The 22234-nt window shown below is 59.4% G+C and carries 18 protein-coding genes; 8 read left to right on the top strand and 10 right to left on the bottom strand.

Annotated features, from left to right (window positions below; translation table 11 throughout):
• Window positions 1–9 precede the first annotated feature (9 nt).
• Genes rutD through rutF form a run of 3 tightly spaced genes read left to right on the top strand, consistent with a single transcriptional unit; the run spans window position 10 to window position 1960 of the window.
• The gene (gene rutD / locus ACQZ6D_RS07470; protein ID WP_025594399.1) at window positions 10–801 is read left to right on the top strand and encodes a pyrimidine utilization protein D; all 792 of its coding nucleotides are present in this window, start codon (window positions 10–12) and stop codon (window positions 799–801) included.
• A 17-nt stretch (window positions 802–818) separates the two neighbouring features.
• Window positions 819–1409, top strand: a complete 591-nt coding sequence (locus tag ACQZ6D_RS07465) for a malonic semialdehyde reductase (RefSeq protein WP_025594398.1) — start codon at window positions 819–821, stop codon at window positions 1407–1409.
• Window positions 1410–1435: 26 nt separating this feature from the next.
• A complete protein-coding gene (gene rutF, locus ACQZ6D_RS07460) occupies window positions 1436–1960 on the top strand; it encodes an NADH-dependent FMN reductase RutF (RefSeq protein ID WP_448729747.1) in 525 nt (174 codons plus the stop codon).
• A gap of 173 nt (window positions 1961–2133) precedes the next feature.
• On the opposite strand, the gene ACQZ6D_RS07455 is transcribed toward rutF, so the two are convergent.
• The 3 genes from ACQZ6D_RS07455 to ACQZ6D_RS07445 form a co-directional block, all read right to left on the bottom strand.
• Window positions 2134–3567: an NAD(P)(+) transhydrogenase (Re/Si-specific) subunit beta gene (locus ACQZ6D_RS07455; protein ID WP_003514086.1), complete on the bottom strand. Its 1434-nt coding sequence runs from the start codon at window positions 3565–3567 to the stop codon at window positions 2134–2136.
• Between the two features lie 19 nt (window positions 3568–3586).
• On the bottom strand, window positions 3587–5161 hold the full coding sequence (locus ACQZ6D_RS07450; RefSeq protein WP_003514084.1) for a Re/Si-specific NAD(P)(+) transhydrogenase subunit alpha: 1575 nt from the start codon (window positions 5159–5161) through the stop codon (window positions 3587–3589).
• Window positions 5162–5349: 188 nt separating this feature from the next.
• Complete coding sequence (locus ACQZ6D_RS07445; RefSeq protein WP_003514082.1) at window positions 5350–7233, bottom strand: MFS transporter; 1884 nt, start codon at window positions 7231–7233, stop codon at window positions 5350–5352.
• 508 nt (window positions 7234–7741) lie between these two features.
• Between ACQZ6D_RS07445 and ACQZ6D_RS07440 the strand changes: the two genes are divergently transcribed.
• The gene (locus ACQZ6D_RS07440; protein WP_003514078.1) at window positions 7742–8776 is read left to right on the top strand and encodes an aspartate-semialdehyde dehydrogenase; all 1035 of its coding nucleotides are present in this window, start codon (window positions 7742–7744) and stop codon (window positions 8774–8776) included.
• Window positions 8777–8991: 215 nt separating this feature from the next.
• Complete coding sequence (locus ACQZ6D_RS07435) at window positions 8992–9807, top strand: lytic murein transglycosylase (protein WP_003514072.1); 816 nt, start codon at window positions 8992–8994, stop codon at window positions 9805–9807.
• A gap of 168 nt (window positions 9808–9975) precedes the next feature.
• Here ACQZ6D_RS07435 and ACQZ6D_RS07430 read toward each other — a convergent pair whose 3' ends face one another.
• Together ACQZ6D_RS07430 and pdxY are read right to left on the bottom strand one after the other, a co-directional pair.
• The gene (locus tag ACQZ6D_RS07430) at window positions 9976–10617 is read right to left on the bottom strand and encodes a carbonic anhydrase (RefSeq protein WP_003514071.1); all 642 of its coding nucleotides are present in this window, start codon (window positions 10615–10617) and stop codon (window positions 9976–9978) included.
• Window positions 10618–10691: 74 nt separating this feature from the next.
• Window positions 10692–11567, bottom strand: coding sequence for a pyridoxal kinase PdxY (gene pdxY, locus ACQZ6D_RS07425; protein ID WP_026330745.1), 876 nt, complete (start codon window positions 11565–11567; stop codon window positions 10692–10694).
• A gap of 270 nt (window positions 11568–11837) precedes the next feature.
• Between pdxY and ACQZ6D_RS07420 the strand changes: the two genes are divergently transcribed.
• Together ACQZ6D_RS07420 and ACQZ6D_RS07415 are read left to right on the top strand one after the other, a co-directional pair.
• Window positions 11838–13298, top strand: coding sequence for a phospholipase D-like domain-containing protein (locus ACQZ6D_RS07420; protein WP_065702634.1), 1461 nt, complete (start codon window positions 11838–11840; stop codon window positions 13296–13298).
• Window positions 13299–13357: 59 nt separating this feature from the next.
• Window positions 13358–14203 (top strand): endonuclease/exonuclease/phosphatase family protein, encoded by an 846-nt coding sequence (locus tag ACQZ6D_RS07415; protein WP_013636769.1) that lies wholly within the window; start codon window positions 13358–13360, stop codon window positions 14201–14203.
• Between the two features lie 32 nt (window positions 14204–14235).
• Here ACQZ6D_RS07415 and ACQZ6D_RS07410 read toward each other — a convergent pair whose 3' ends face one another.
• The 4 genes from ACQZ6D_RS07410 to ACQZ6D_RS07395 form a co-directional block, all read right to left on the bottom strand.
• Window positions 14236–14439, bottom strand: coding sequence for a hypothetical protein (locus tag ACQZ6D_RS07410; protein WP_019565071.1), 204 nt, complete (start codon window positions 14437–14439; stop codon window positions 14236–14238).
• Between the two features lie 288 nt (window positions 14440–14727).
• Window positions 14728–17922 carry an efflux RND transporter permease subunit gene (locus ACQZ6D_RS07405; RefSeq protein ID WP_019565072.1) on the bottom strand — a complete coding sequence of 1065 codons (3195 nt, stop codon included), beginning with the start codon at window positions 17920–17922 and terminating at the stop codon, window positions 14728–14730.
• 114 nt (window positions 17923–18036) lie between these two features.
• Window positions 18037–19227, bottom strand: coding sequence for an efflux RND transporter periplasmic adaptor subunit (locus ACQZ6D_RS07400; protein ID WP_003514060.1), 1191 nt, complete (start codon window positions 19225–19227; stop codon window positions 18037–18039).
• A 116-nt stretch (window positions 19228–19343) separates the two neighbouring features.
• Window positions 19344–20141: an alpha/beta hydrolase fold domain-containing protein gene (locus ACQZ6D_RS07395; RefSeq protein ID WP_013636765.1), complete on the bottom strand. Its 798-nt coding sequence runs from the start codon at window positions 20139–20141 to the stop codon at window positions 19344–19346.
• A gap of 134 nt (window positions 20142–20275) precedes the next feature.
• On the opposite strand from ACQZ6D_RS07395, the gene ACQZ6D_RS07390 reads away from it, so the two are divergent.
• Window positions 20276–21175 carry a LysR family transcriptional regulator gene (locus ACQZ6D_RS07390; RefSeq protein WP_003514057.1) on the top strand — a complete coding sequence of 300 codons (900 nt, stop codon included), beginning with the start codon at window positions 20276–20278 and terminating at the stop codon, window positions 21173–21175.
• A 9-nt stretch (window positions 21176–21184) separates the two neighbouring features.
• On the opposite strand, the gene ACQZ6D_RS07385 is transcribed toward ACQZ6D_RS07390, so the two are convergent.
• A complete protein-coding gene (locus ACQZ6D_RS07385; protein ID WP_013636764.1) occupies window positions 21185–22084 on the bottom strand; it encodes a LysR family transcriptional regulator in 900 nt (299 codons plus the stop codon).
• Between the last annotated feature and the right edge of the window lie 150 nt (window positions 22085–22234).

Raw genomic sequence — 22234 nt, 5'->3', positions numbered from 1 at the left:
AACGGCAAAATGATGCATTTCGAGGTTCATGGCCGGGCCGAGCCTGAGGCGCCCACTATCCTGCTGTCATCGGGACTGGGTGGATCGGGCGCCTATTGGGCGCCGCAGATCGAGGCCCTTTCCAGCCATTTCCGGATCGTTACCTATGACCATCGCGGAACTGGCCGGACCGGCGGCGAGGTGCCGGCAGATGGCGGCATATCGGCGATGGCCGATGATGTGCTGGAGATCGTCTCGGCGCTGAACCTCGAAAAATTTCACTTCATGGGCCATGCGCTTGGCGGTCTGATCGGACTCGATATCGCGCTTCGCAAGCCCGGCCTCATCGAAGGGCTTGTTCTTATCAATGCCTGGAGTAAGGCCGATCCGCATTCCGGGCGCTGCTTCGATGTGCGGATCGAGCTTCTGGAAAAATCCGGTGTCGAGGCTTTCGTGAAAGCCCAGCCGCTGTTTCTTTATCCGGCGGCCTGGATGTCAGAGCATCAGGAGCGGCTGGCACGTGACGATGCGCATGGCGTCGCGCATTTTCAGGGCAGGGCGAATGTGCTTCGGCGCATCGCGGCGCTCCGGGCCTTTGATATCGACGCGCGCCTCGGCGAGATCGGCAATCCGGTTCTGGTAGTGGCAACCAAGGACGATCTTCTGGTGCCCTATACCCGGTCGCTGCGTCTTGCGGAAGGTTTGCCGCAAAGCGAGCTTTGCCTTCTCGATTTCGGAGCGCATGCGGTCAATATCACCGATTCTGACCTTTTCAACGCGCGGCTTTTGCAGTTTCTGCTACCGGCAACACAAACATTCTGACGGGATTTGAGAGTAAAATGACGAGAGCATTGGACGACGCTGCATTGGCAACACTTTTCACCGAGGCACGCACCCACAATGGCTGGACGGACAAGCCGATCGGGGATGAGACGCTGACAGCGCTTTATGACCTGACGAAGATGGGGCCGACCTCGGCCAATTGCTCGCCGGCGCGTTTCGTTTTCGTGCGCAGCCCGGAAGCCAAGGAAAAATTGAGGCCGGCGCTTTCTTCGGGCAATCTGGAAAAGACCATGGCAGCACCCGTCACGGTCATCGCTGCCATCGACAGCGAATTTTACGAGAAGCTACCGGTGCTGTTTCCCCATGCCGATGCGCGTTCCTGGTTCACCTCCAGTGCGGCGATGGCCGAGGAAACGGCATTCCGCAATGCCACGCTGCAAGCCGGTTATCTCATCCTTGCCGCCCGCGCGCTCGGGCTTGATACCGGAGCCATGTCCGGTTTCGACAAGGGAAAGGTGGATGCGGAATTTTTTGCGGGTACGACGTGGAAATCCAATTTCCTCATCAATCTTGGTTACGGCGATCCGTCGAAGCTGTTCGGCCGCCTGCCGCGACTTGCGTTCGAAGACGCCTGTGTTCTGGCTTGAGGGCCTGTTAAGGAAGGATGGTTTAGATGCGGATGATGTCTCTTGAAAAGGAAGCGGAAATGGAGACGAAGACTGCACAGGAACGCAGCCTCGATTATAGAAATGCCATGGCGCGGCTCGGTGCGGCAGTCAACATCGTCACCACGGACGGTGCGGCAGGCCGTGCGGGATTTGCAGCGACGGCCGTTTGCAGCGTTTCCGACAATCCGCCCACGCTTCTCGTCTGCCTCAACCGCGGCTCTTCCGCTTATAATGTGGTGAAGGGCAATGGCGTCATCTGCGTCAACACGCTTGCTTCCAAGCACGAGGTACTAAGCACCCTGTTCGGCGGCAAGACACCGGCGGAAGAACGTTTCGCTGCCGGAAGCTGGGGCGTGCTCGAAACCGGCGCTCCAGTTCTGGAAGACGCACTGGTCTCCTTCGATTGCCGCATTCGCGAGGCATATGATGGCGGCACGCACGATATCCTGATCTGCGATGTCGTCGATATGAAGATCAATGAGGGCGACGAAGCACTGATGTATTTCAACCGGCGTTACCGGGTGCTTTGAGAGCGGTCTCTGGGGCCGGTTTACCCTTAACTCACGATCAGCTATTTGCGCGCCGTCATCCTCGGGCTTGTCCCGAGAATCTGCAACCGGGACAAGCCCGAGGATGACGGCGGAGCTTTCTTTTCACGTCAGTAAGAAGGGCGTTTCCGGTCTCCCGGAAACGCCCTTTTTCATCACTTGATCAGCGGCAAAAGATCGTTGATCGACTTCTTCGCATCGCCGTAGAACATGCGGGTGTTGTCCTTGTAGAACAGCGGGTTCTCGATGCCGGAGTAACCCGTGCCCTGGCCACGCTTGGAAACGATGACCAGTTTGGATTTCCATACTTCCAGAACCGGCATGCCGGCGATGGGCGAGTTGGGATCGTCCTGTGCCGCCGGGTTGACGATGTCGTTGGAGCCGATGACGATGACGACGTCGGTATTGGGGAAATCGTCGTTGATCTCGTCCATTTCCAGCACGATGTCGTAGGGCACCTTTGCTTCGGCGAGCAGCACGTTCATGTGGCCGGGAAGACGACCCGCAACCGGGTGGATGGCGAAACGCACGGTCTTGCCGTCGGCGCGCAGCTTGCGGGTCAGTTCGGAAACGGCCTGTTGTGCCTGTGCCACCGCCATGCCGTAACCGGGCACGATGATGACGCTGTCAGCGTCGTTCAGCGCTGATGCCACGCCTTCGGCATCGATTGCCACCTGCTCGCCCTCGATTTCCATCGCCGGACCCGTCGTGCCGCCGAAGCCGCCGAGGATGACCGAGATGAAGGAGCGGTTCATGGCCTTGCACATGATGTAGGACAGGATCGCACCCGAGGAGCCGACAAGCGCACCGGTAACGATCAGGAGATCGTTGCCGAGCGTGAAGCCGATGGCGGCCGCCGCCCAGCCGGAATAGCTGTTCAGCATCGAGACGACGACAGGCATGTCTGCACCGCCGATACCCATGATCAGGTGATAGCCGATGAAGAAGGCGGCAAGCGTCATCAGCACCAGCGTCCATGCGCCAGCACCGTTGCAATACATGATGAGCAGGACGAGCGACAGGATCGCGGCACCGGCATTGAGGACGTGTCCGCCCGGAAGCTTCTTCGCCTTGCCGTCCACCTTGCCGGCAAGCTTGCCGAAGGCGACGACGGAACCGGTGAAGGTGACGGCGCCGATGAAGACGCCGAGGAAGACCTCGACCTTCATGATTGCCAGTTCTACCGGTGTCTTGTGGGCGAGGAGGGCGGAAAAGCCTGTCAACAGGGAACGCGCCGTCTCATCGAGCGAGGCGACATGCGCTTCCTCGATATGGGCGTTGAAGCCGATGAAGACGGCGGCCAGACCGACAAAGGAGTGAAGTGCTGCAACAAGCTGCGGCATCTCGGTCATCTGCACGCGGTTTGCGACGAAGTAGCCGAGAACGGCGCCACCCGCCAGCATCAGAAGTACGATGAACCAGTTGCCGACATCAGGTCCGAAGACCGTGGCGACAATGGCAAGACCCATGCCTGTTATGCCGTACCAGACGGCGCGCTTGGCGCTTTCCTGCCCGGAAAGACCACCGAGGGAGAGGATGAATAGAACGGCTGCGGCAACATAGGCCGCGGAAACGATACCAATGGTCATTATGTGTCCCCTACACGGCTCAGGACTTCTGGAACATGGCGAGCATGCGCCGTGTCACAAGGAAACCGCCGACGATGTTGATCGTCGCGATCAGGACGGAAAGTGAGGCAAGGATCACCACCAGCCAGTTGCCGGAACCGATCTGCAGCAGCGCGCCGATAATGACGATGCCGGAAATCGCGTTCGTCACCGCCATCAGCGGCGTGTGCAACGAGTGGCTGACATTCCAGATCACGGAGAAGCCGATAAAGCAGGCGAGCACGAAGACGATGAAATGGCTCATGAAGCTTGCCGGCGCGTAAAGGCCGACAAGAAGCAGGGCCGCCGTACCGATGACGAGCAGACCGACCTGGCTTTTCGTCTGCGCCTTGAACTCGGCCCGTTCCTTGGCGTGCTTTTCCTCAGGCGTAAGCTCTTTTGCTCGTTCCTTGGGTTTCTGCGCGGCGATGGCCTGGATTTTCGGTGGAGGTGGCGGAAAGGTGATGTCGCCCTGATAGGTGACGGTCGCGCCGCGGATGACGTCGTCTTCCATGTTGTGAACGACCTTGCCGTCCTTTGCGGGCGTCAGATCGGTCATCATGTGACGGATGTTGGTGGAATAGAGCGTTGAGGCCTGCGTGGCCATGCGGCTCGGGAAATCCGTATAGCCGATGACGATGACGCCATTGTCCGAGACGACGCGCTGGTCGGGCACCGTGAGATCGCAATTGCCGCCGCGCTCGGCGGCGAGATCGATGATGACCGAACCCGGCTTCATTGCCGCCACCATGTCCGCCAGCCACAGCTTCGGGGCGTCACGGCCGGGGATCAGCGCCGTGGTGATGACGATATCGATCTGCGGTGCCAGCTCGCGGAATTTCTCAAGCTGCTTTTCGCGGAATTCCGGCGAGGATGGGGCGGCGTAACCGCCGGTCGCTGCGCCATCCTGGCTCTGGTCGGCGAAATCGAGATAGACGAATTCGGCGCCCATGGATTCGATCTGTTCGGCCACTTCCGGCCGCACGTCGAAGGCATAGGTAATGGCGCCGAGCGAGGTTGCCGTGCCGATGGCGGCAAGACCGGCAACCCCGGCACCGATGACCAGCACCTTGGCGGGCGGCACCTTGCCGGCGGCGGTTACCTGACCGGTGAAGAAGCGGCCGAAATTATTGCCAGCCTCGATGACGGCGCGATAGCCGGCGATGTTGGCCATGGAGGACAGCGCGTCCATTTTCTGGGCGCGGGAAATGCGCGGCACCATGTCCATGGCGATGACATTTGCGCCCTTTTCCTTCGCCTGCTCCAGAAGGTCCTTGTTCTGTGCGGGATAGAAGAACGAGATCAGCGTCTTGTCCGAAGACAGGCGATCAATCTCCGACGTTTCCGGCGGACGAACCTTGGCGATGATGTCGGCACCTGTATAAAGCGCATCGGCGCTATCGACGATGGTGACACCGGCTGCGCGATAGGCGTCGTCGGAAAATCCCGCCGCCTTGCCCGCGCCTGTTTCGAGGATGCAATCATATCCGAGTTTCTGCAGGCCTTGCGCGCTGTCCGGTGTCATGCCGACGCGCGCCTCGCCATCATATAATTCCTTAGGCGTCCCGATTTTCAAAATGGCTCTCCCTTTTCCGCACGATAGGGCGTCATAGCCTATTTCGAGCGTTTTTGTCTTGTTTTTGGTGGTTTCTACCTGCGGCGGATTGACAGCATGCGAAAGGCCAGTTCGGGCACTGGCGGTACTGCGGCAATAAAAAACCCGGCGCGTCAGCGCCGGGTCTCTGTCGTCGGGAGCGAAACCGCTCACTCCATGGTGTGGATGTCGCGATCCTTGGTTTCCGGCAGGAACAGCAGGCCGATGACCAGCGTGATGCCTGCGAAAACGATCGGGTACCAGAGGCCGTAATAGATATCGCCCTTCGCCGCGCTCATCGCAAAAGCGGTGGCGGGCAGCAGGCCGCCGAACCAGCCGTTGCCGATATGGTAGGGCAGCGACATGCCGGAGTAGCGGATGCGGGTCGGGAACAGTTCGACCAGCAGGGCCGCAATCGGGCCGTAGACCATCGTCACGTAGATCACGAGGACGGTCAGGACCGCGATGATGACGACCCAGTTCACGGCAGCCGGATCGGCGACCATGGCGAAGGTACCACCACCGGCAATGCTGTAGACGGCCATTTCCGCCGCTCCGGCGGTCTCGGCCGGCGTCAGCAACTTGTCGGCCACCAGCTTGTCGGTCGCCACCATCTTCTTGTCGGCTGCGCGAACGGCTTCCGCATTGAGGTTGAGTTCCGGGTTGGCGGCAATAAAGGCATCCAGTTTTGCGTCCGGCACCTGTGCTACGCCGCGCACCAGCGGGTAGCCGCCGTCATGCAGCGCGATGTTGACCTGTTTCTGGAAGGCCCTGTCTTTTGCGGCAGCATCCGCACCGGCTGCGATGGCGTCGTAGCTCGCAATGGTGGCGTCGCCGATTTTGACGCTTGCCGGCGTTCCAGCCGCTCCAGCAACGACGTCATAGGGAACGGAGTTGCGTGTCAGGAACGAGGTGGCGATATCGCAGGATGTGGTGAATTTCGCCGTACCTGTCGGGTTGAACTGGAATTTGCAGTCGCCCGGCGCAGCGGTCACGGTGGCGCGAACGCTGGCCTGCGCTTGCGCCAGTGCCGGGTTGCCCGCCCATGTGAGCGCCTTGAACAGCGGGAAGTAGGTCAGCATCGCGAGAACGAGACCCGCCATGATGATCGGCTTGCGGCCGATCTTGTCGGAAAGCCAGCCGAAGAGCACGAAGAAGCCCGTGCCGAGGATGAGGGCCGCCGCGACCATGATGTTGGCCGACTGGCCGTCCACCTTCAGAATGCTCTGCAGGAAGAACAGTGCATAGAACTGGCCCGTATACCAGACGACGGCCTGACCGATGACGGCGCCGACGAGGGCAAGCAGGGCGATTTTTGCGTTTTTCCACTGGCCGAAGGCTTCGCTGAGCGGTGCCTTGGAGGTCTTGCCTTCTTCCTTCATCTTCTTGAAGGCAGGAGATTCGTTCATTTTCAGACGAATCCAGACTGATACGCCAAGCAGCAGAACCGAAACGAGGAAGGGAATACGCCAGCCCCAGGCGGCGAAGGCTTCCTTGCCGAGTGCGAACTGCACGCCGAGAATGACCATCAGCGACAGGAAGAGCCCGAGCGTCGCCGTCGTCTGGATCCATGAGGTGTAATAGCCTCTGCGACCGTTGGGCGCGTGTTCGGCCACATAAGTTGCAGCACCGCCATATTCGCCGCCAAGCGCCAGACCCTGAAGCATGCGCAGGATGATCAGGATGATCGGGGCTGCGATGCCGATCTGCGATGCACCGGGCAGGACGCCGACGAGGAATGTCGAAACGCCCATGATGAGAATGGTGATCAGGAAGGTGTATTTACGGCCGACAATGTCGCCGAGACGGCCGAACACCAGGGCGCCGAAGGGGCGCACGAGGAAGCCGGCGGCAAATGCCAGAAGCGCGAAGATGTTACGTGTCGTTTCCGGATATTGGCTGAAGAAGTTCGCGCCGATATAGATCGCGAGCGAGCCGTACAGATAAAAATCGTACCATTCGAAGACTGTTCCGAGAGAAGAGGCGAAAATCACCTTCTTCTCCTCACCCGTCATGGGACGGGCGGCGCCGCTCACGGCTGCTACGTTTGCCATTGTCTGTCCTCCACAGATGTCAAATGAGCGCATTGCAGAGCCCTGTCTCTCCTCCGGACTCCCCCGTAAGGGTGCAATGCGCGTAATGTTAGAGTGACAGAAAATTAACCCCAATGAGAGCGATGCTTTCGGATTATGACTTTAGTCTAATGCATAACGTGCAAAAATGTCGCGAGGTGGCGTTTGCGCTTGTGCGCCGGGTCGCTCGCAACGTGCCTTTTTTCTTGACACGAACACCAAACCTTCTAATAGCTTCTCGCGAAGAAGGAGCATCACCTTGCGCAGGCATGTTGCAGACATGATTGTCATGGAAGGACCGGCACAATCCGCCGGCGATGATCCGCGTCTTTCTTATTCTATCCGAATTACGGCCAAAACGACGATTAAAACCGTCTGACGTCTCTGGCCACCGCTCTCTCCCCGGTTTGGCTGGGGATCGAGGAAGCCGCAATGCGATGCGGGTTCCCCACCTCACCCAAAAGAGGAGAGACAGAAAGAGAGCTTGATCATGGGTTTCAAAGTTGCAATTGTAGGCGCCACCGGCAATGTCGGTCGCGAAATGCTCAACATCCTGGCCGAACGTGGTTTTCCGGCAGATGAAGTCGTGCCGCTCGCTTCCTCCCGCTCGCAGGGCACGGAAGTTTCCTATGGCGACCGCACGCTGAAGGTTTCCAACCTCGAAAACTACGATTTTTCCGACACGGATATTTGCCTGATGTCGGCCGGCGGCGAGATTTCCAAGAAGTGGTCGCCGAAGATCGGCCAGCAGGGTTGCGTCGTCATCGATAACTCGTCTGCATGGCGCTACGACCAGGACGTTCCGCTGATCGTTCCGGAAGTCAATGCCGACGCGATCTCGGGCTTCACCCGCAAGAACATCATCGCCAATCCGAATTGCTCCACGGCCCAGCTCGTTGTCGCGCTGAAGCCGCTGCATGACTTTGCCAAGATCAAGCGCGTCGTTGTCTCCACCTACCAGTCCGTTTCGGGCGCTGGCAAGGAAGGCATGGACGAACTGTTCCAGCAGACACGCGCCGTCTTCGTGGCCGATCCGGTTGAAACGAAGAAGTTCACCAAGCGCATCGCCTTCAACGTCATCCCGCATATCGACGTCTTCATGGAAGACGGCTATACCAAGGAAGAATGGAAGGTTCTGGCCGAAACCAAGAAGATGCTCGATCCGAAGATCAAGGTAACCTGCACGGCCGTGCGCGTTCCTGTTTTCATCGGTCATTCGGAATCGGTCAACATCGAGTTCGAAAACGAGATCACCGCCGATCAGGCGCGTGATATCCTGCGCGAAGCGCCGGGTTGCCTCGTGATCGACAAGCATGAAGATGGCGGCTACATAACCCCGGTTGAATCCGCCGGCGAGGATGCGACCTATATTTCGCGTATCCGTGAGGATGCGACGGTTGAAAACGGCCTCAATATCTGGGTTGTTTCGGACAATCTGCGCAAGGGCGCTGCCCTCAATGCCATCCAGATCGCCGAACTCCTGGTCAATCGTGGTCTCATCAAGCCCCGCAAGGCAGCGGCTTGATACGATTTTTTAAGGTTCGTTAAGTATAACCCGTCTGTTCTGTGTGGGGCAGGCGGGTTTTCCAATTGGCTATCATCACGGCCAGTTTATTTGCAGGCCTTGCTGCCAAAAGGCAATTTAGGCGGCCAAAAAGCAATTTGGCACCCGAGCCCATACAGCAGCGACGTTTTGGTTCTCGGGATAAATTCCCCAAAGGATATCGAAGGCAGATTTTGATGCGGGCAATGAAGGCAATTCTGGCTGGTGTGGCCATGGTCTCGGTTTTGGCGGCGACGCCGGTTGTGGCTGCGCAATGCGGCAACACTTCGGCAGGGTTCGACGCCTGGGTCGGTGCCTTCAAGCAGGAAGCGGCGAGCCGCGGTGTCAGCGCCTCGGTGCTTGATCGTGCCTTCTCCGGCGTCTCCTACAATCAGCCGACCATCCGCGCCGATCGCGGCCAGCACAGCTTCAAGCTGTCCTTCGACCAGTTCATGCAGAAGCGTGGCGGCCAGACGATCATCTCGCGCGGCAAGACCATGAAGAAGAACAATGCGGCTCTCTTCGCCTCGATTGAAAAGGCCTATGGTGTGCCGGCCGGCCCGCTGCTCGCCATCTGGGGCATGGAAACCGGATTTGGCGGCTTCATGGGCAACCAGCACACGCTGTCCGCCGTGGCGACGCTTTCTTTCGACTGCCGCCGTTCGGATTATTTTACCGAGCAGCTTTATGCGGCCCTGAAGCTCGTCGGCAGCGGATCGCTGAACGTTAACGCCAAGGGTGCTGCCCATGGCGAAATCGGCCAGACGCAGTTCCTGCCGTTGAACGTTGTGCGCTACGGCGTGGATTTCGACCGCGACGGACGCATCGATCTCGTCGGTTCGCGCGCCGATGCGCTCGCCTCCACGGCCAACTTCCTTGTCGGCCACGGCTGGCAGCGCGGTGCGGGTTATCAGCAGGGGCAGACGAATTACGCGGCCATTCAGGGCTGGAACGCTGCAAGCGTTTATCAGCAGGCGATTGCGTTTATCGGCAAGGCGATTGACGGCCAATAAGGCCGCTTTCTCCCAATTGGAACGTCCACTTCCGTGATGCCGGACTAGTTCCGGCATCCAGTCACGGCGCGTCTGCGCCGTGAAAACAATCCTAAGCAATCAAAGACTTGATCGCGCTTGGCCCCGGATCACGTCCGGGGTGACGAAGCTTTGAGAAGGTTTCGACAATCACAGGTCCGGGCGGCGAAAGTCGCCCGTTTTGCCGTCCATCACCCACAATTCGCCGGTGGAGATATCGAACCAGGCGCCATGCAGCTTCACCTTGCCGGCGGTTTCCTGCGCCTTGACGAAGGGGAAGCCGCGCAGGTTGGCGATGGAGTTGCGAATGGAAACGCGCTCCAGCGCCGTCTGGCGCTCGGAAGCGGTCATGACGTCGTTGCTCTGGATCTGCTCGGCGGCGGATTTCACCATGTTCATCCATTTGCCGATGAAGTCGCCGGGTGACAGAGGTTCAAGATTGGGGTCGAGTGCGGCCTGAATGCCGCCGCAGCGGCCATGGCCCATGACGACGATGTCCTTCACCTTCAGAACCTGCACGGCATATTCGATGGCGGCTGATGTGGCGTGGTACTGACCGTCAGGCTCAAAGGGCGGCACCATGTTGGCGACGTTCCGCACGACGAAAAGTTCTCCCGGTCCGCAGTCGAAAATCGTTTCCGGCGCCGAACGGGAGTCACAACAGGCAATGAACAGGGTCTGCGGTTTCTGTCCGGTATCAGCCAGAACGCGGTATCTTTCGCGCTCGTCGGCATAGCGGCCGCTCATGAAGTTCTTGTAGCCGTTGAGAAGGTTTTCCGGAAAATCTTTCATCTATCGCAGTACCGTTGTGCTTGGACCAAGATCAAGAGAAGAACTCGGTGCGTTGAAGACCAATCCTTTAGCCGCTATTTGCGCTTGCTGCGCGAAGGATGCAAGAGATGGCGCATCTGCACCATCGCCATGGGTGTGGAGAGACTTGAAGAATCCGTCTCCAGCGTCAATTCGTTCATGTCGCGTTTTTTGGTTCGCGCCAGAATTTCGAACACGCTGGCGGTGGCCAGTTGCAGCGCCTTCTCGTCGTCCATGCCTTCCAGCAGCCGGGCAAGGAACAGCGCCGCCATCAGGTCTCCGAGACCGTTCGGTGCGTCTTCTATGGCGCGGTGTTCCGCCATCAGCGCGTGCCGGCCGCTCAAATAGAGATTTCCCGTGCCGCCCGCCATCATCGACACGGCTGAGGTGACCAGCATTTTCGGCGGGCCGAGTGCGAGCGCGGCATCCATGATGGCATTGTTGGTCTCAAGCTCGGCGCCGCTCATCCAGGCCAGTTCATAACGGTTTGGCGTGGCGACGGTGGCAAGCGGAATGAGGTGATCGCGGATGGCTTCGGCAGTCTCAAGGGGAATGTATAGTCCGCCCAGATCGCCCATGACCGGGTCACAGGCATAAATCAGCGACGGGTTCTTTTCCTTGAGATTGCGGATCAGCCTTGCGACGGAGCGCACCTGCGCCGCGCTGCCGAAATAACCGGTCAGGACAGCCTTGACCTCGCCGATCCATTTGGCGTTTTCGAGGTCGGTCATGGCCTTGTCGAAATCATCGTCCTGAAAGCGCATCCGGGTGGACGGGCCATGGCCGGGGTGCCAGGGCAAAACGATTGTGGGCACCGCCCATACCGGATAGCCAAGGGTCTCCAGCGCGAAGACTGCGGCACGGTTGCCGACCGATCCACGCATGACGTGGCTGGAAATGACGATGACGGCGCCCTGGGTATTTTCCTGCATCACGGCCTTCTTGCTTTCAAACGCCACAGAAGCCCGCAAGTGCCCCTGCTCACAGATCAAGATGCGCTCTCATGACATATCGCATCGTCACTTTCCACCGTTAATCCCGCAAGGGTCTATCCCGTAAAACGATGGGCGTCCGGTCTTCTTGGCCTTTCCGGTGCCGGTCCGGTATTGCGGTATCGGCGAACTGCCCTACCTTTTTGTTTACGCATCGGGTTTTCCCAAAACCGCGGTACACTTTTCGACACGATGCCCTATAGTTGCATCATGCTCGATCTCGTCATCGCCTATTGGCCTCATATCCTTGCCGCTCTTTCCATTTTGATGGGAACCGTGGCGGCCGTACATGCCACGATGACGAAGGAAGAGGTCCGCTCCGCGCTTGGCTGGGTGGGCGTCATCGTTCTGTCGCCGATCGTCGGTGCAGTCATTTATGCGATTGCCGGCATCAACCGGATTCGCCGGTCCAGTATCAGGCAGCAGCGGTCTTTCATGCAGGACGAGATCATGGATCGCGTGGCGCGCCTGGATGCGAGCGGCGAGGTGATTGCCGCGCGGTTCGGACGCCGTTTCGAGGCGATGAAGACGCTCGGCGACCGGGTGACGCGCCACGCACTGACGACCGGTAACCGCATCGAGCCGCTTGTCACCGGCGACGCGGCCTATGCCGCCATGCTTGAAGCGATAGGCGAGGCGAAGCGGTCGATCATCCTCGAAACATATATTTTCGACAATGACAGGATCGGCGCCCGTTTTGTCGCCGCGCTGGAAAGGGCGAAGTTCCGGGGCGTGGAGGTGCGGGTGCTGGTGGATGCCGTGGGCGCGCGCTATTCCGTGCCGAGCATCCTGCCAACGCTCAGGGAAAAAGGGATCGTTGCCGATGTGTTCAACGGCAATGTCATCATGGGGCTGCGGCTGCCCTATGCCAATCTGCGCACCCACCGCAAGATCCTGGTGGTGGACGGGCGCCTCGCCTTTAGCGGCGGCATGAATATCCGCGAAGGGTTCACCCTTGAATTCGGCGGCGAAAAACAGGCGCACGACACACATTTCAAGATCAGCGGACCGGTTGTCTCTGATTTTTTCTCCATTGCGGCGGAGGACTGGAGGTTCACGACGGGGGAGCTTCTGCACACGCCGGTCTGGGATATCGCCATTCCCGATGGTGTGCCGGGTTCACAGATCGTCGCCCGCGTTTCCTCCTCGGGGCCGGATAAGAGCATAGAGACCAATCACAAGATGCTGATGGGGGCGTTTTCCGTCGCCCGCTCCTCCATTCTCGTCATGTCGCCCTATTTTCTCCCCGATCGGGAGCTTATTTCAGCGCTCATTACCGCAGCGAGGCGGGGAGTCGTGGTGGATATCATCGTGCCGCAAAGCAACAATCTGGTGCTTGTGGACAGGGCGATGACGGCGCAATTCGACCAGATGTTGAAGAATTACTGCCGCATCTGGCGGGCGACAGGGCCCTTCAATCATTCCAAGCTTCTGGTGATCGACGAGCGCTGGAGCTACATCGGTTCTTCCAACCTGGACCCTCGTTCATTGCGGCTGAACTTCGAAGTCGATCTGGAAGTTATGGATGAGGAATTCGCCGCGACCATCGGAAACCGCATCCGGGAAGCACGGGCAACCGCTTTACCCGTGCGACTGAGCGAACTGAATTCGCGGCCATTCGTTGTCCGTTTTGTGGAGCGCGTCCTGTGGCTCGCTTCGCCGTATCTTTAGAGCGCTATGCGTCGGAAACGCTCTAAAACTTTTAATTTGCGCATCGGAGGCGTCGCAGCGTGAAGAAAAACAGTTTGCTGGAGCGTGGAAAAACGGCACTGGCGAAAAACAGCAGCCTGCCCGCCTTCGTCATGCAGTCGCTGCGCGACCGCCACCAACGGAAGAATGCCGGGCAGGTGGAGAGAGATCACTCCTTCCCGGTCATCGCGTCCTACAACGTCCACAAATGCGTCGGCCGCGACCGCAGGTTCGATCCTGATCGCACCAGCCGCGTCATTCAGGAAATCGGCGCGGATATCATCGCGCTACAGGAGGCGGACAGCCGTTTCGGCGAGCGCACGGGCCTGCTCGATCTTGCCCGGCTGGAGCGGGAAAGCGGGCTTGTCCCCGTGCCTGTTCTGGCGGGTGTGAAGGCGCATGGATGGCACGGTAATGTCCTGTTGTTCAAGGAAGGTGCGGTGCGGGATGTTCATACGCTGAAATTGCCGGGGCTGGAGCCGCGCGGCGCGCTGGTGGTGGAACTGGATTTGAAAAGCGGTGGCGCACTGCGAATAATCGCCGCGCATTTCGGTCTTTTGAGGCATTCCCGTGCCCAGCAGGCAAAGGCGCTTATCGGTCTTCTGGAAGCGCGAAACGAATGCGCGACCATCCTCATGGGAGACCTGAACGAATGGCGTCTCGGCAATGGCTCGTCGCTCAATACTCTGAGGGATGCATTCGGCGCCCTGCCGCCCGCAGTGCCCAGTTTTCCATCCAACCTGCCGGTGCTTGCGCTCGACAGGATCATCGCCAACCGCGAAGGGCTGATCGAGCAGGTGGAGGCGCATGACAGTGCGCTGGCGCGCATTGCCTCGGACCACCTGCCGCTGAAAGCCGCGATAAGGACCGATCTGCTTCCAACCTGATCCTGTGGCAGCATCGGATACGGCGACAGACTTCAGAGCCGCTGCGCTACCGTCAGATGGCTGCGCGAACGGGCCTCCAGCAGAGATTTGCGGATGGCTTCCATCAGCCGTTCACGGTTGTTTCTGGTCTTGCCTCTGTCCAGATTCTGCGCGGCAAGCGCTAGATCCAGACCTTCATGCATTACTATCGAATAGGCAATGGTTGTCGCCCAGTTCTCGTATTCCTGCTCCATCATGTCACCCCTGAACTAAATCATTTAGCCCGAATCACCCTGTTCTTGAAATTACCACAAAATGGAAAGCATAAAATAGCATTGTTCCTTTACGTATCTGCTGCCTTATGCGAATATATTGTATTCGTTATTTCTTTATTGCGGCGCAGCATGTATGTGCTTGCTGCTTAAGTCATTGAAACAGATTCTGTTTCAGGCGATGCACATGGACGTTCCCACCAACAAAAACGCCGCGCATCGTGAGATGCGCGGCGGGCTTTCGTCGAAGTTTGCGGTGGATTGGATCAGGTCTCAGCCGGCCTTTTCGAGCTTGTAGTCCGAATTGGCAGGTTCTTCCTGTTTGTGCTGGATGAGAGGACGGTTACCCGACAGCTTGCGCACCAGCACGTAGAATACCGGTGTCATGAAGATGCCGAAGAACGTCACCCCGATCATGCCGGAGAACACTGCGACACCCATGGCCGCGCGCATTTCCGCACCCGCACCGGTGGAGATGACCAGAGGCACCACGCCCATGATGAAGGCGAGTGAGGTCATCAGGATCGGGCGGAGGCGCAGGCGACTTGCCTCGACTGCGGCCTGAAGCGGCGTTCGTCCTTCGAATTCCAGCTCGCGGGCGAATTCCACGATCAGGATCGCGTTCTTCGCCGATAGCCCGACAAGGACGACAAGGCCGATCTGCGTAAAGATGTTGTTGTCCCCTCCCGTCAGCCAGACGCCTGTCAATGCGGCGAGAACGCCGAGCGGAACGATCAGAATGATCGCGATCGGCAGGGTTAGGCTTTCATATTGCGCAGCCAATACGAGATAGACGAGCAGCAGCGCCAGCGGGAAGACCACGAGGCTGGAATTACCGGCAAGGATCTGCTGGTAAGTCAGGTCCGTCCATTCGTATTCGATCCCGGCCGGCAGGTTTTCGGCAAGGATTTTCTCGATCGCCGCCTGCGCCTGTCCAGAGGAGAAGCCCGGTGCCGGACCGCCGTTGATATCGGCTGCAAGGAAGCCGTTATAACGGTTTGTGCGCTCCGGTCCTGTCGTTGCATCTACCTTCAACAGCGTGGAAAGCGGGATCATCTGACCGGTGGACGAGCGGACCTTCAGGCGGCCGATATCTTCGGCATGGGCGCGGAATTGCGCATCTGCCTGCACACGCACGCTGTATGTCCGCCCGAAGGCGTTGAAGTCGTTGACATAAAGCGAGCCCAGATAGATCTGCAGCGTCTGGAAGACGTCGCTGACCGAAACACCCAGCTGCTCGGCCTTGGCGCGGTCGAGATCGGCGAAGAGCTGCGGCACGTTGATCTGGAAGCTGGAGAAGATGCCTGCCAGTTCCGGTGTCTGGTATGCCTTGGCGATGACCGCCTTGGCCGCTTCGTCAAGCGTCTGGTAGCCGTAACCGGCACGGTCCTCGATCTGCAGCTTGAAGCCGCCCGTCTGGCCGAGACCGTTAACCGGCGGCGGCGGGAACATGGCGATGAAGGCATCCTGAATGCCGGCAAACTTCTGGTTCAGCTGCATTGCGATGGCACCGCCTGACAGTTCCGGCGTCTTGCGGTTTTCGAAGTCGTCGAGAACTGCAAAGACGATGCCGGAATTGGAGCCGATGGTGAAGCCGTTGATCGACAGGCCGGGGAAGGCAATGGCGTGGCTGACGCCCGGCTGTTGCATGGCGATATCGCTCATCCGCTTGATGACACTTTCCGTGCGGTCAAGCGTTGCGCCGTCCGGAAGCTGGGCGAAGCCGATGAGATATTGCTTGTCCTGCGCCGGTACGAACCCGCTTGGGACCGCGCTGAACATGCCGTAGGTGGCAGCCACCAGCGCCATATAGACGATCATGACGAGGCTTTTGCGCGTTACCAGCCCGCCTACGGTTTTGCCGTAACCGTTGGAGGCGGCTCCGAAGGCGCGGTTGAAGCCACGGAAGAACCAGCCGAAAATCCGGTCCATGAAGCGGGTCAGCCAGTCTTTCGGTGCGTCGTGCTCTTTCAGCAGCAGGGCTGCAAGAGCGGGTGACAGCGTCAGGGAATTGATCGCCGAAATGACGGTGGAAATCGCGATCGTCAGCGCGAACTGCCGGTAGAACTGGCCAGAAAGGCCGGAGATAAAAGCCAGTGGGACGAAAACGGCGACCAGCACAAGCGCGATTGCTATGATCGGCCCGGAGACTTCGCGCATCGCCTTGTAGGTGGCATCACGCGGAGAAAGCCCGTTTTCGATGTTTCGCTCGACGTTTTCCACCACCACGATGGCGTCATCCACCACGATGCCGATGGCCAGCACGAGGCCGAACAGGGTCAGCGCGTTAATGGAGAAGCCGAAGGCATACATGACGGCGAAGGTGCCGATGATCGACACCGGAACGGCGATCAGCGGAATGATCGAGGCGCGCCAGGTCTGGAGGAACAGGATGACCACCAGTACCACGAGGCCAACGGCCTCGAGGAGCGTATCAACGACCTTTTCGATGGACGAGCGAACGAACTTCGTCGTGTCGTAGACGATTTCATATTTCACGCCATCAGGCATCGCCAGTTGCAGATTGTCCATTGTCGCGCGGACATTATCGGCGATTTCGATGGAGTTGGAGCCGGGAGCCTGCAATACGGCAATCGCCACGGCGGGTTCGCCGTCGAGCAGCGAGCGCAGCGTATAGTCGGCAGCGCCGAGTTCGATGCGGGCGACATCGCGAAGACGGGTGATCTGGCCGTTCGCGCCGCTCTTTACGATGATGTTGCCGAATTCCTCCGGCGTCGTCAGACGGCCCTGGGCATTGACGTTGAGCTGCAGGTCGACGCCGTTGGGGCTTGGCGATGCGCCGATAACGCCGGCTGCGGCCTGGACGTTCTGCTGACGGATGGCGTCGGATACGTCGCTGGCGGCGAGATCGTGTTCGGCCACCTTTTGCGGATCCAGCCAGACGCGCATGGAATAGTCACCCGCGCCGAAGACCTGCACCTGACCCACGCCTTCGATACGGGCGAGGCGATCCTTGACGTTCAGCGTCGCATAGTTGCGCAGATAGGTGATGTCATAGGCATCGGTCTTCGACACGAGATTGACGACCATGATGAAGTCGGGCGAGCTTTTGACGGTGGTGATGCCGAGTGCGCGCACTTCCGCGGGCAGGCGCGGTTCGGCCTGCGACACGCGGTTCTGCACCAGCTGCTGCGCCTTGTCCGGGTCGGTGCCCAACTTGAACGTGACGGTCAGCGTCAGCACGCCGTCCGATGTCGCCTGGCTGCCCATATAGAGCATGTCCTCGACGCCGTTGATCTGTTCTTCAAGCGGCGTGGCGACGGTTTCGGCGATAACGGCCGGGTTCGCACCGGGATAGGTGGCGCGGACGACGACGGATGGCGGCACGACTTCCGGATATTCGGAAATCGGCAGGGCGCGCATGCCGAGAAGGCCTGCGACCACGATCAGGATCGACAGCACGCCGGCGAAGACCGGCCTGTCGACAAAAAATCTGGAAATATTCATATCCAGTCCCCTCTCCGGGTAGATTTGGAAATGCAAGGACCGTTCCGGCGGCATCATGGCCGCCGGTGAGGGCCGGTTCTTTGTGAAATGCGTCTCGCCGGAGGCGGGACGGCGTTATTGCGAGGCGGCGACCTTGTCTTCCGCCTGCGGTGCGATGGTTGCACCGGGGCGAATGCGCTGCAGGCCGTTGACGACGATCGTATCGCCGGCTGCAAGGCCGCTGTCGATGATGCGCTGGCCGTCAGCCGGTGCGCCGGGCTTGATCTGGCGGTAGCTCACCTTGTTTTCGGCATCGACGACAAAGACGAACCGCTTGTCCTGATCCGTGCCGATGGCGCGGTCGCTGATGACTATCCGGTTTTCCGGCTTCGGTTCACCCATGCGCACCCGCACGAACTGGCCGGGAATGAGCCTGCCATCAGGATTTTCGAAGACCGCACGCACACCAATGGTGCCGCTGGCGGAATCGACCTGGTTGTCGATGAGGTGCAGGGTGCCCTTGATCGGCGTGCCTTCATCCGAAAGCGTGCCGATTTCCACCGGGATCTGTTCGAGCGCGGGCAGGGCGTCGGTCGTCTTCGGCAGCTCGGAAAGCGCTTTCGCTACCGTTCCTTCGCTGGCGTTGAAGCTGGCATAGATCGGGTTGACCGAAACCAGCGTCGTCAGGGCAGGCGATGTCGAGCCGGCGGCAACGAGGTTGCCGGCGGTGATTTCGATGCGGCCGACCCTGCCGGAAACCGGTGCAACGATTTCGGTGTAACCAAGATCGAGCTGAGCCGTCGTCAGCGTCGCGCGGGCGGCGCGAAGCTGGGCTTCGGCATCCGCAAACGAGCTTTGCCGCTGGTCGAGATCGCTCTGGGAGATCGTGCGATTGTCGGAAAGCCTGCGGCCACGGTCGAGTTCCGTCTTGGCAAGGCTGACCTTGGCTTCGGCGGAGGCGACCTGGGCTTCAGCACCTGCAACGGCTGCCTGATAGGGGGCCGGATCGATGGTGAAGAGGGGGTCGCCTTCCTTCACCAGCGCGCCTTCGCGGAAATGCACGGCCTTGATCTGGCCAGCGACGCGGGAGCGGATCTGCACGCGGTCGACGGCTTCGAGACGGCCGGAAAATTCTTCCCAGCGCATCACATCGCGGCTTTCCACCTTGGCGACGGTGACTGGGATAGCCGGCGTTTCAGCCGGGGTGGAAGCTGCCGTCGCATCACGGCTGGTGGGCAGGTCGAAAATGAGTGCTGCGGCTGCAACGGACATAGCAAGCCCGATACCGGCGCCCGTCAGGGCCCGGCGCTTTGTGGTCAGCGTCATGGGTCTCTCCTTGGCTCGGATCAGGAGCCGGTCAGTTTCTCTATCTGTGTGTTTTGTCGCATGGTCCGGGCGTAAAACCGCTACGCACTTTTACTGGACATGCTCAAAATGCGATTTCAGTGTTTTATCTGGTCAACGAAGGTCTTGAACTCCGAACAGACGGATGGGACCCATCCGCCGCCCTTTCCTTGATAAAGCCCCGTCCAGCCAATACCGGCGGGGAAAACATGCTGCCGGACGCTGACACCGGAGGCGATGAGCCTGTCGGCATAACCGACCGTTTCGTCGCGCAGAGGGTCGTCCTCGGCGGTAAAGATCAGCGCCGGCGCCACCCGGTTCAGCCGCGTACACTGGCAGGGCGCGGCATAGGGGTGAAAAAACCCGCAGGCCTTGGCAAGGTAATGGCTCCAGCCATCCGCCCAGCGCTGGCGCATGCCGATCCTGTCCGCATCGCGGAAGGATTCCGTCGTCATCATCGGGTCGATCATGGGCGACAGAAGTATTTGACCGGCAAGCTTGCCCGGCATGCGGTCCCGCGCCTTCAGCGCAAGCCCAGCCGCCACATTGCCACCAGCCTCTTCGCCGGCCACAAACAGCAGCGATTTTGCGCCGCCATAATGCTTGCGGTCCCGGCTCAGATGATCCAGCGCTTCGAAGGCACAATCGATCACCATCGGAAACTCGTTGCCGGACGACTTGCTATAGTCGGCCTCGACGACGATCGCGCCGCTTTCAGCGAGCGCGCGTGCCACCGGAAGCTCCGGGCAATTGCCGCCCTTTTCAAGAAACGAGCCGCCGCGCAAATAAAGGACCACGGGCGGGTTGGTGCACAGGCCGGCACTTTCATATCGGCGCACGGAAAGCTGGGACGCCGAGCCCCCACAGCCTTCGATATTTTCCCAGTGCGCTTTCATCTGATCCGATCCCGTGCGCCGCCATCAGCAGCTCACCATATTTGCAAAATCTGAAATTCATATTATTGTTCGGGAGAAAACGATCAAGTACGTCAAAATGAAAACACTATTCCAAAAAAACGGATAATAGCGACATGGATCAGCTTTCCGCCATGCGGGTATTCACTCGCGTCGTCGAAACCGGCAATTTCAGCCGCGCCGCGACCGCGCTGAACATGCCCAAAACCACCGTCACCAACATGGTCCAGGCGCTGGAGGCGCATTTACATACCACGCTTCTCAACCGCACAACGCGGCGGGTGATGCTGACGACGGACGGCGCTCTCTATTATGAGCGGGCCTCGCAGATTCTGTCGGAAATCGAAGAGCTTGATGGCAGCATGTCCAGCGCGCAGGTGCAGCCGTCTGGCCGGTTGCGGGTGGAAATGGCCGGTGTCTTCGCGGACCTCGTGGTTATTCCACATCTTTGCGAATTTTACCAGCGCTATCCGCAAATCCGGCTCGATCTCGGCGTCGGCGACCGTCTGGTCGATTATATCGCGGAGAATGTCGATTGCGCGCTGCGGGTCGGCACGTTGCGGGATCAATCACTTATTGCGCGCAAGGTCGGCGAGCTGAAATTCGAAACCTTCGCCTCTCCCCTGTACATCGAGAGTTTCGGCATGCCGCAACAGCCGGAAGATCTCGAAAACGGACATCATTCCGTGGGATATTTCAATGCCACCACTGGCCAGATCATGCCGATCTCATTCGACAACGGGCTTCGCAGCGTCGAGATTACGCCCAACTACGTCGTTTCGGTGAATGACAGCCGCACTTATCTCAACGCCGCGCTGGCGGGCATGGGCATGGTGCAGCTGCCCGTTTTCATGGTCAAGGATGCGCTTGCGCGTGGCGAGCTTGTGCCGGTTCTGCCGGAATGGCGGCGCGAACCCATGCCGATCTATGTCGTTTATCCGCAGACACGGCACGTCACCAACAAGGTCCGTGTTTTCGTGGACTGGCTGGCGAAGATGGTTCACAGCCTCGTCTGAGGCAGCTAGTCACCGCCCGACCTTTGCCGCGACAAAATCGATAAAAGCGCGTACGCGGGCGGCCAAGTGATCATGTCCGGCATAAACGGCGTGGATCACCTCCATGTCGCCCGGATTGTAATCCTCGAGCACCGGCACGAGCAGACCGGCCTCGATATCCGGCTCGACATGAAACTCTCCGACCCTTCCCAGCCCAAGGCCCGTCAGGCACAGCCTACGCATTGCCATGCCGCTGTTGACCGAGGCGTTGCCGGTCACGGGAAGGCGGTAGACCTCTGTCGTGCCGGGATCACGAAAAGGCCATTCGTTGAGGCTGCGACTGAAATTGAAGCTGATGCAATTGTGTTGGGCCAGATCCTGCGGCTTTTCCGGCATGCCATGTTTTTCTATATAGGCAGGGGAGGCGACGATGATCCGGCGGACCTCTTTCAGCTTTCTTGCCTTGAGGGACGAATCCGCCATCCCGCCGGATCGTATCGCAATATCGGTGCGCTCCTCGATCAGGCTGATGACGCCGTCGGTTAGCGAGATATCCAGTTCGATTTCCGGATAAAGAGATAAAAACTCCGGTGCGAGCGGCAGAAGATACCTTTCGCCGAAGCCCAGCGTGGCGTTGACACGCAGTAGCCCCCGCGGCACCACCTTGCCGCCGCCTGCTACGATCTGCTCCGTATCGGCGATGTCGGCCAGAATGCGCCTTGCCCGGGAAAGATAGATTTCCCCCTCCGGCGTCAGCGTCACCACGCGGGTGGAGCGAGCGAGAAGGCGGGTGCCGAGGCGGTCTTCAATGCGGGTGACAAGTTTGCTCACCGCCGAGGGTGAAAGCTTGAGCCTGCGCCCGGCTGCGGAAAAACTCCCCAGCTCGGCTGCCGCCACGAAGACTTCCATTTCTCCGGCCCTGTTGTCCATCGCTGCACCACTTGTGAAATTAATTCAAAGGCTTTTATCCAATCTTGCTGATTATCATGCAAGTCCCCTTCGCCCATATTGCAATCACACAGTTGATCCAACCGGACAGCACCCGCTGTCCATAACGCCCGCGATCCCGCTCCGGGCGAA

It is taken from the genome of Agrobacterium sp. 22-3639C2 (genome assembly GCF_053522105.1).
This window is presented reverse-complemented; position numbering and strand designations above follow the sequence as displayed.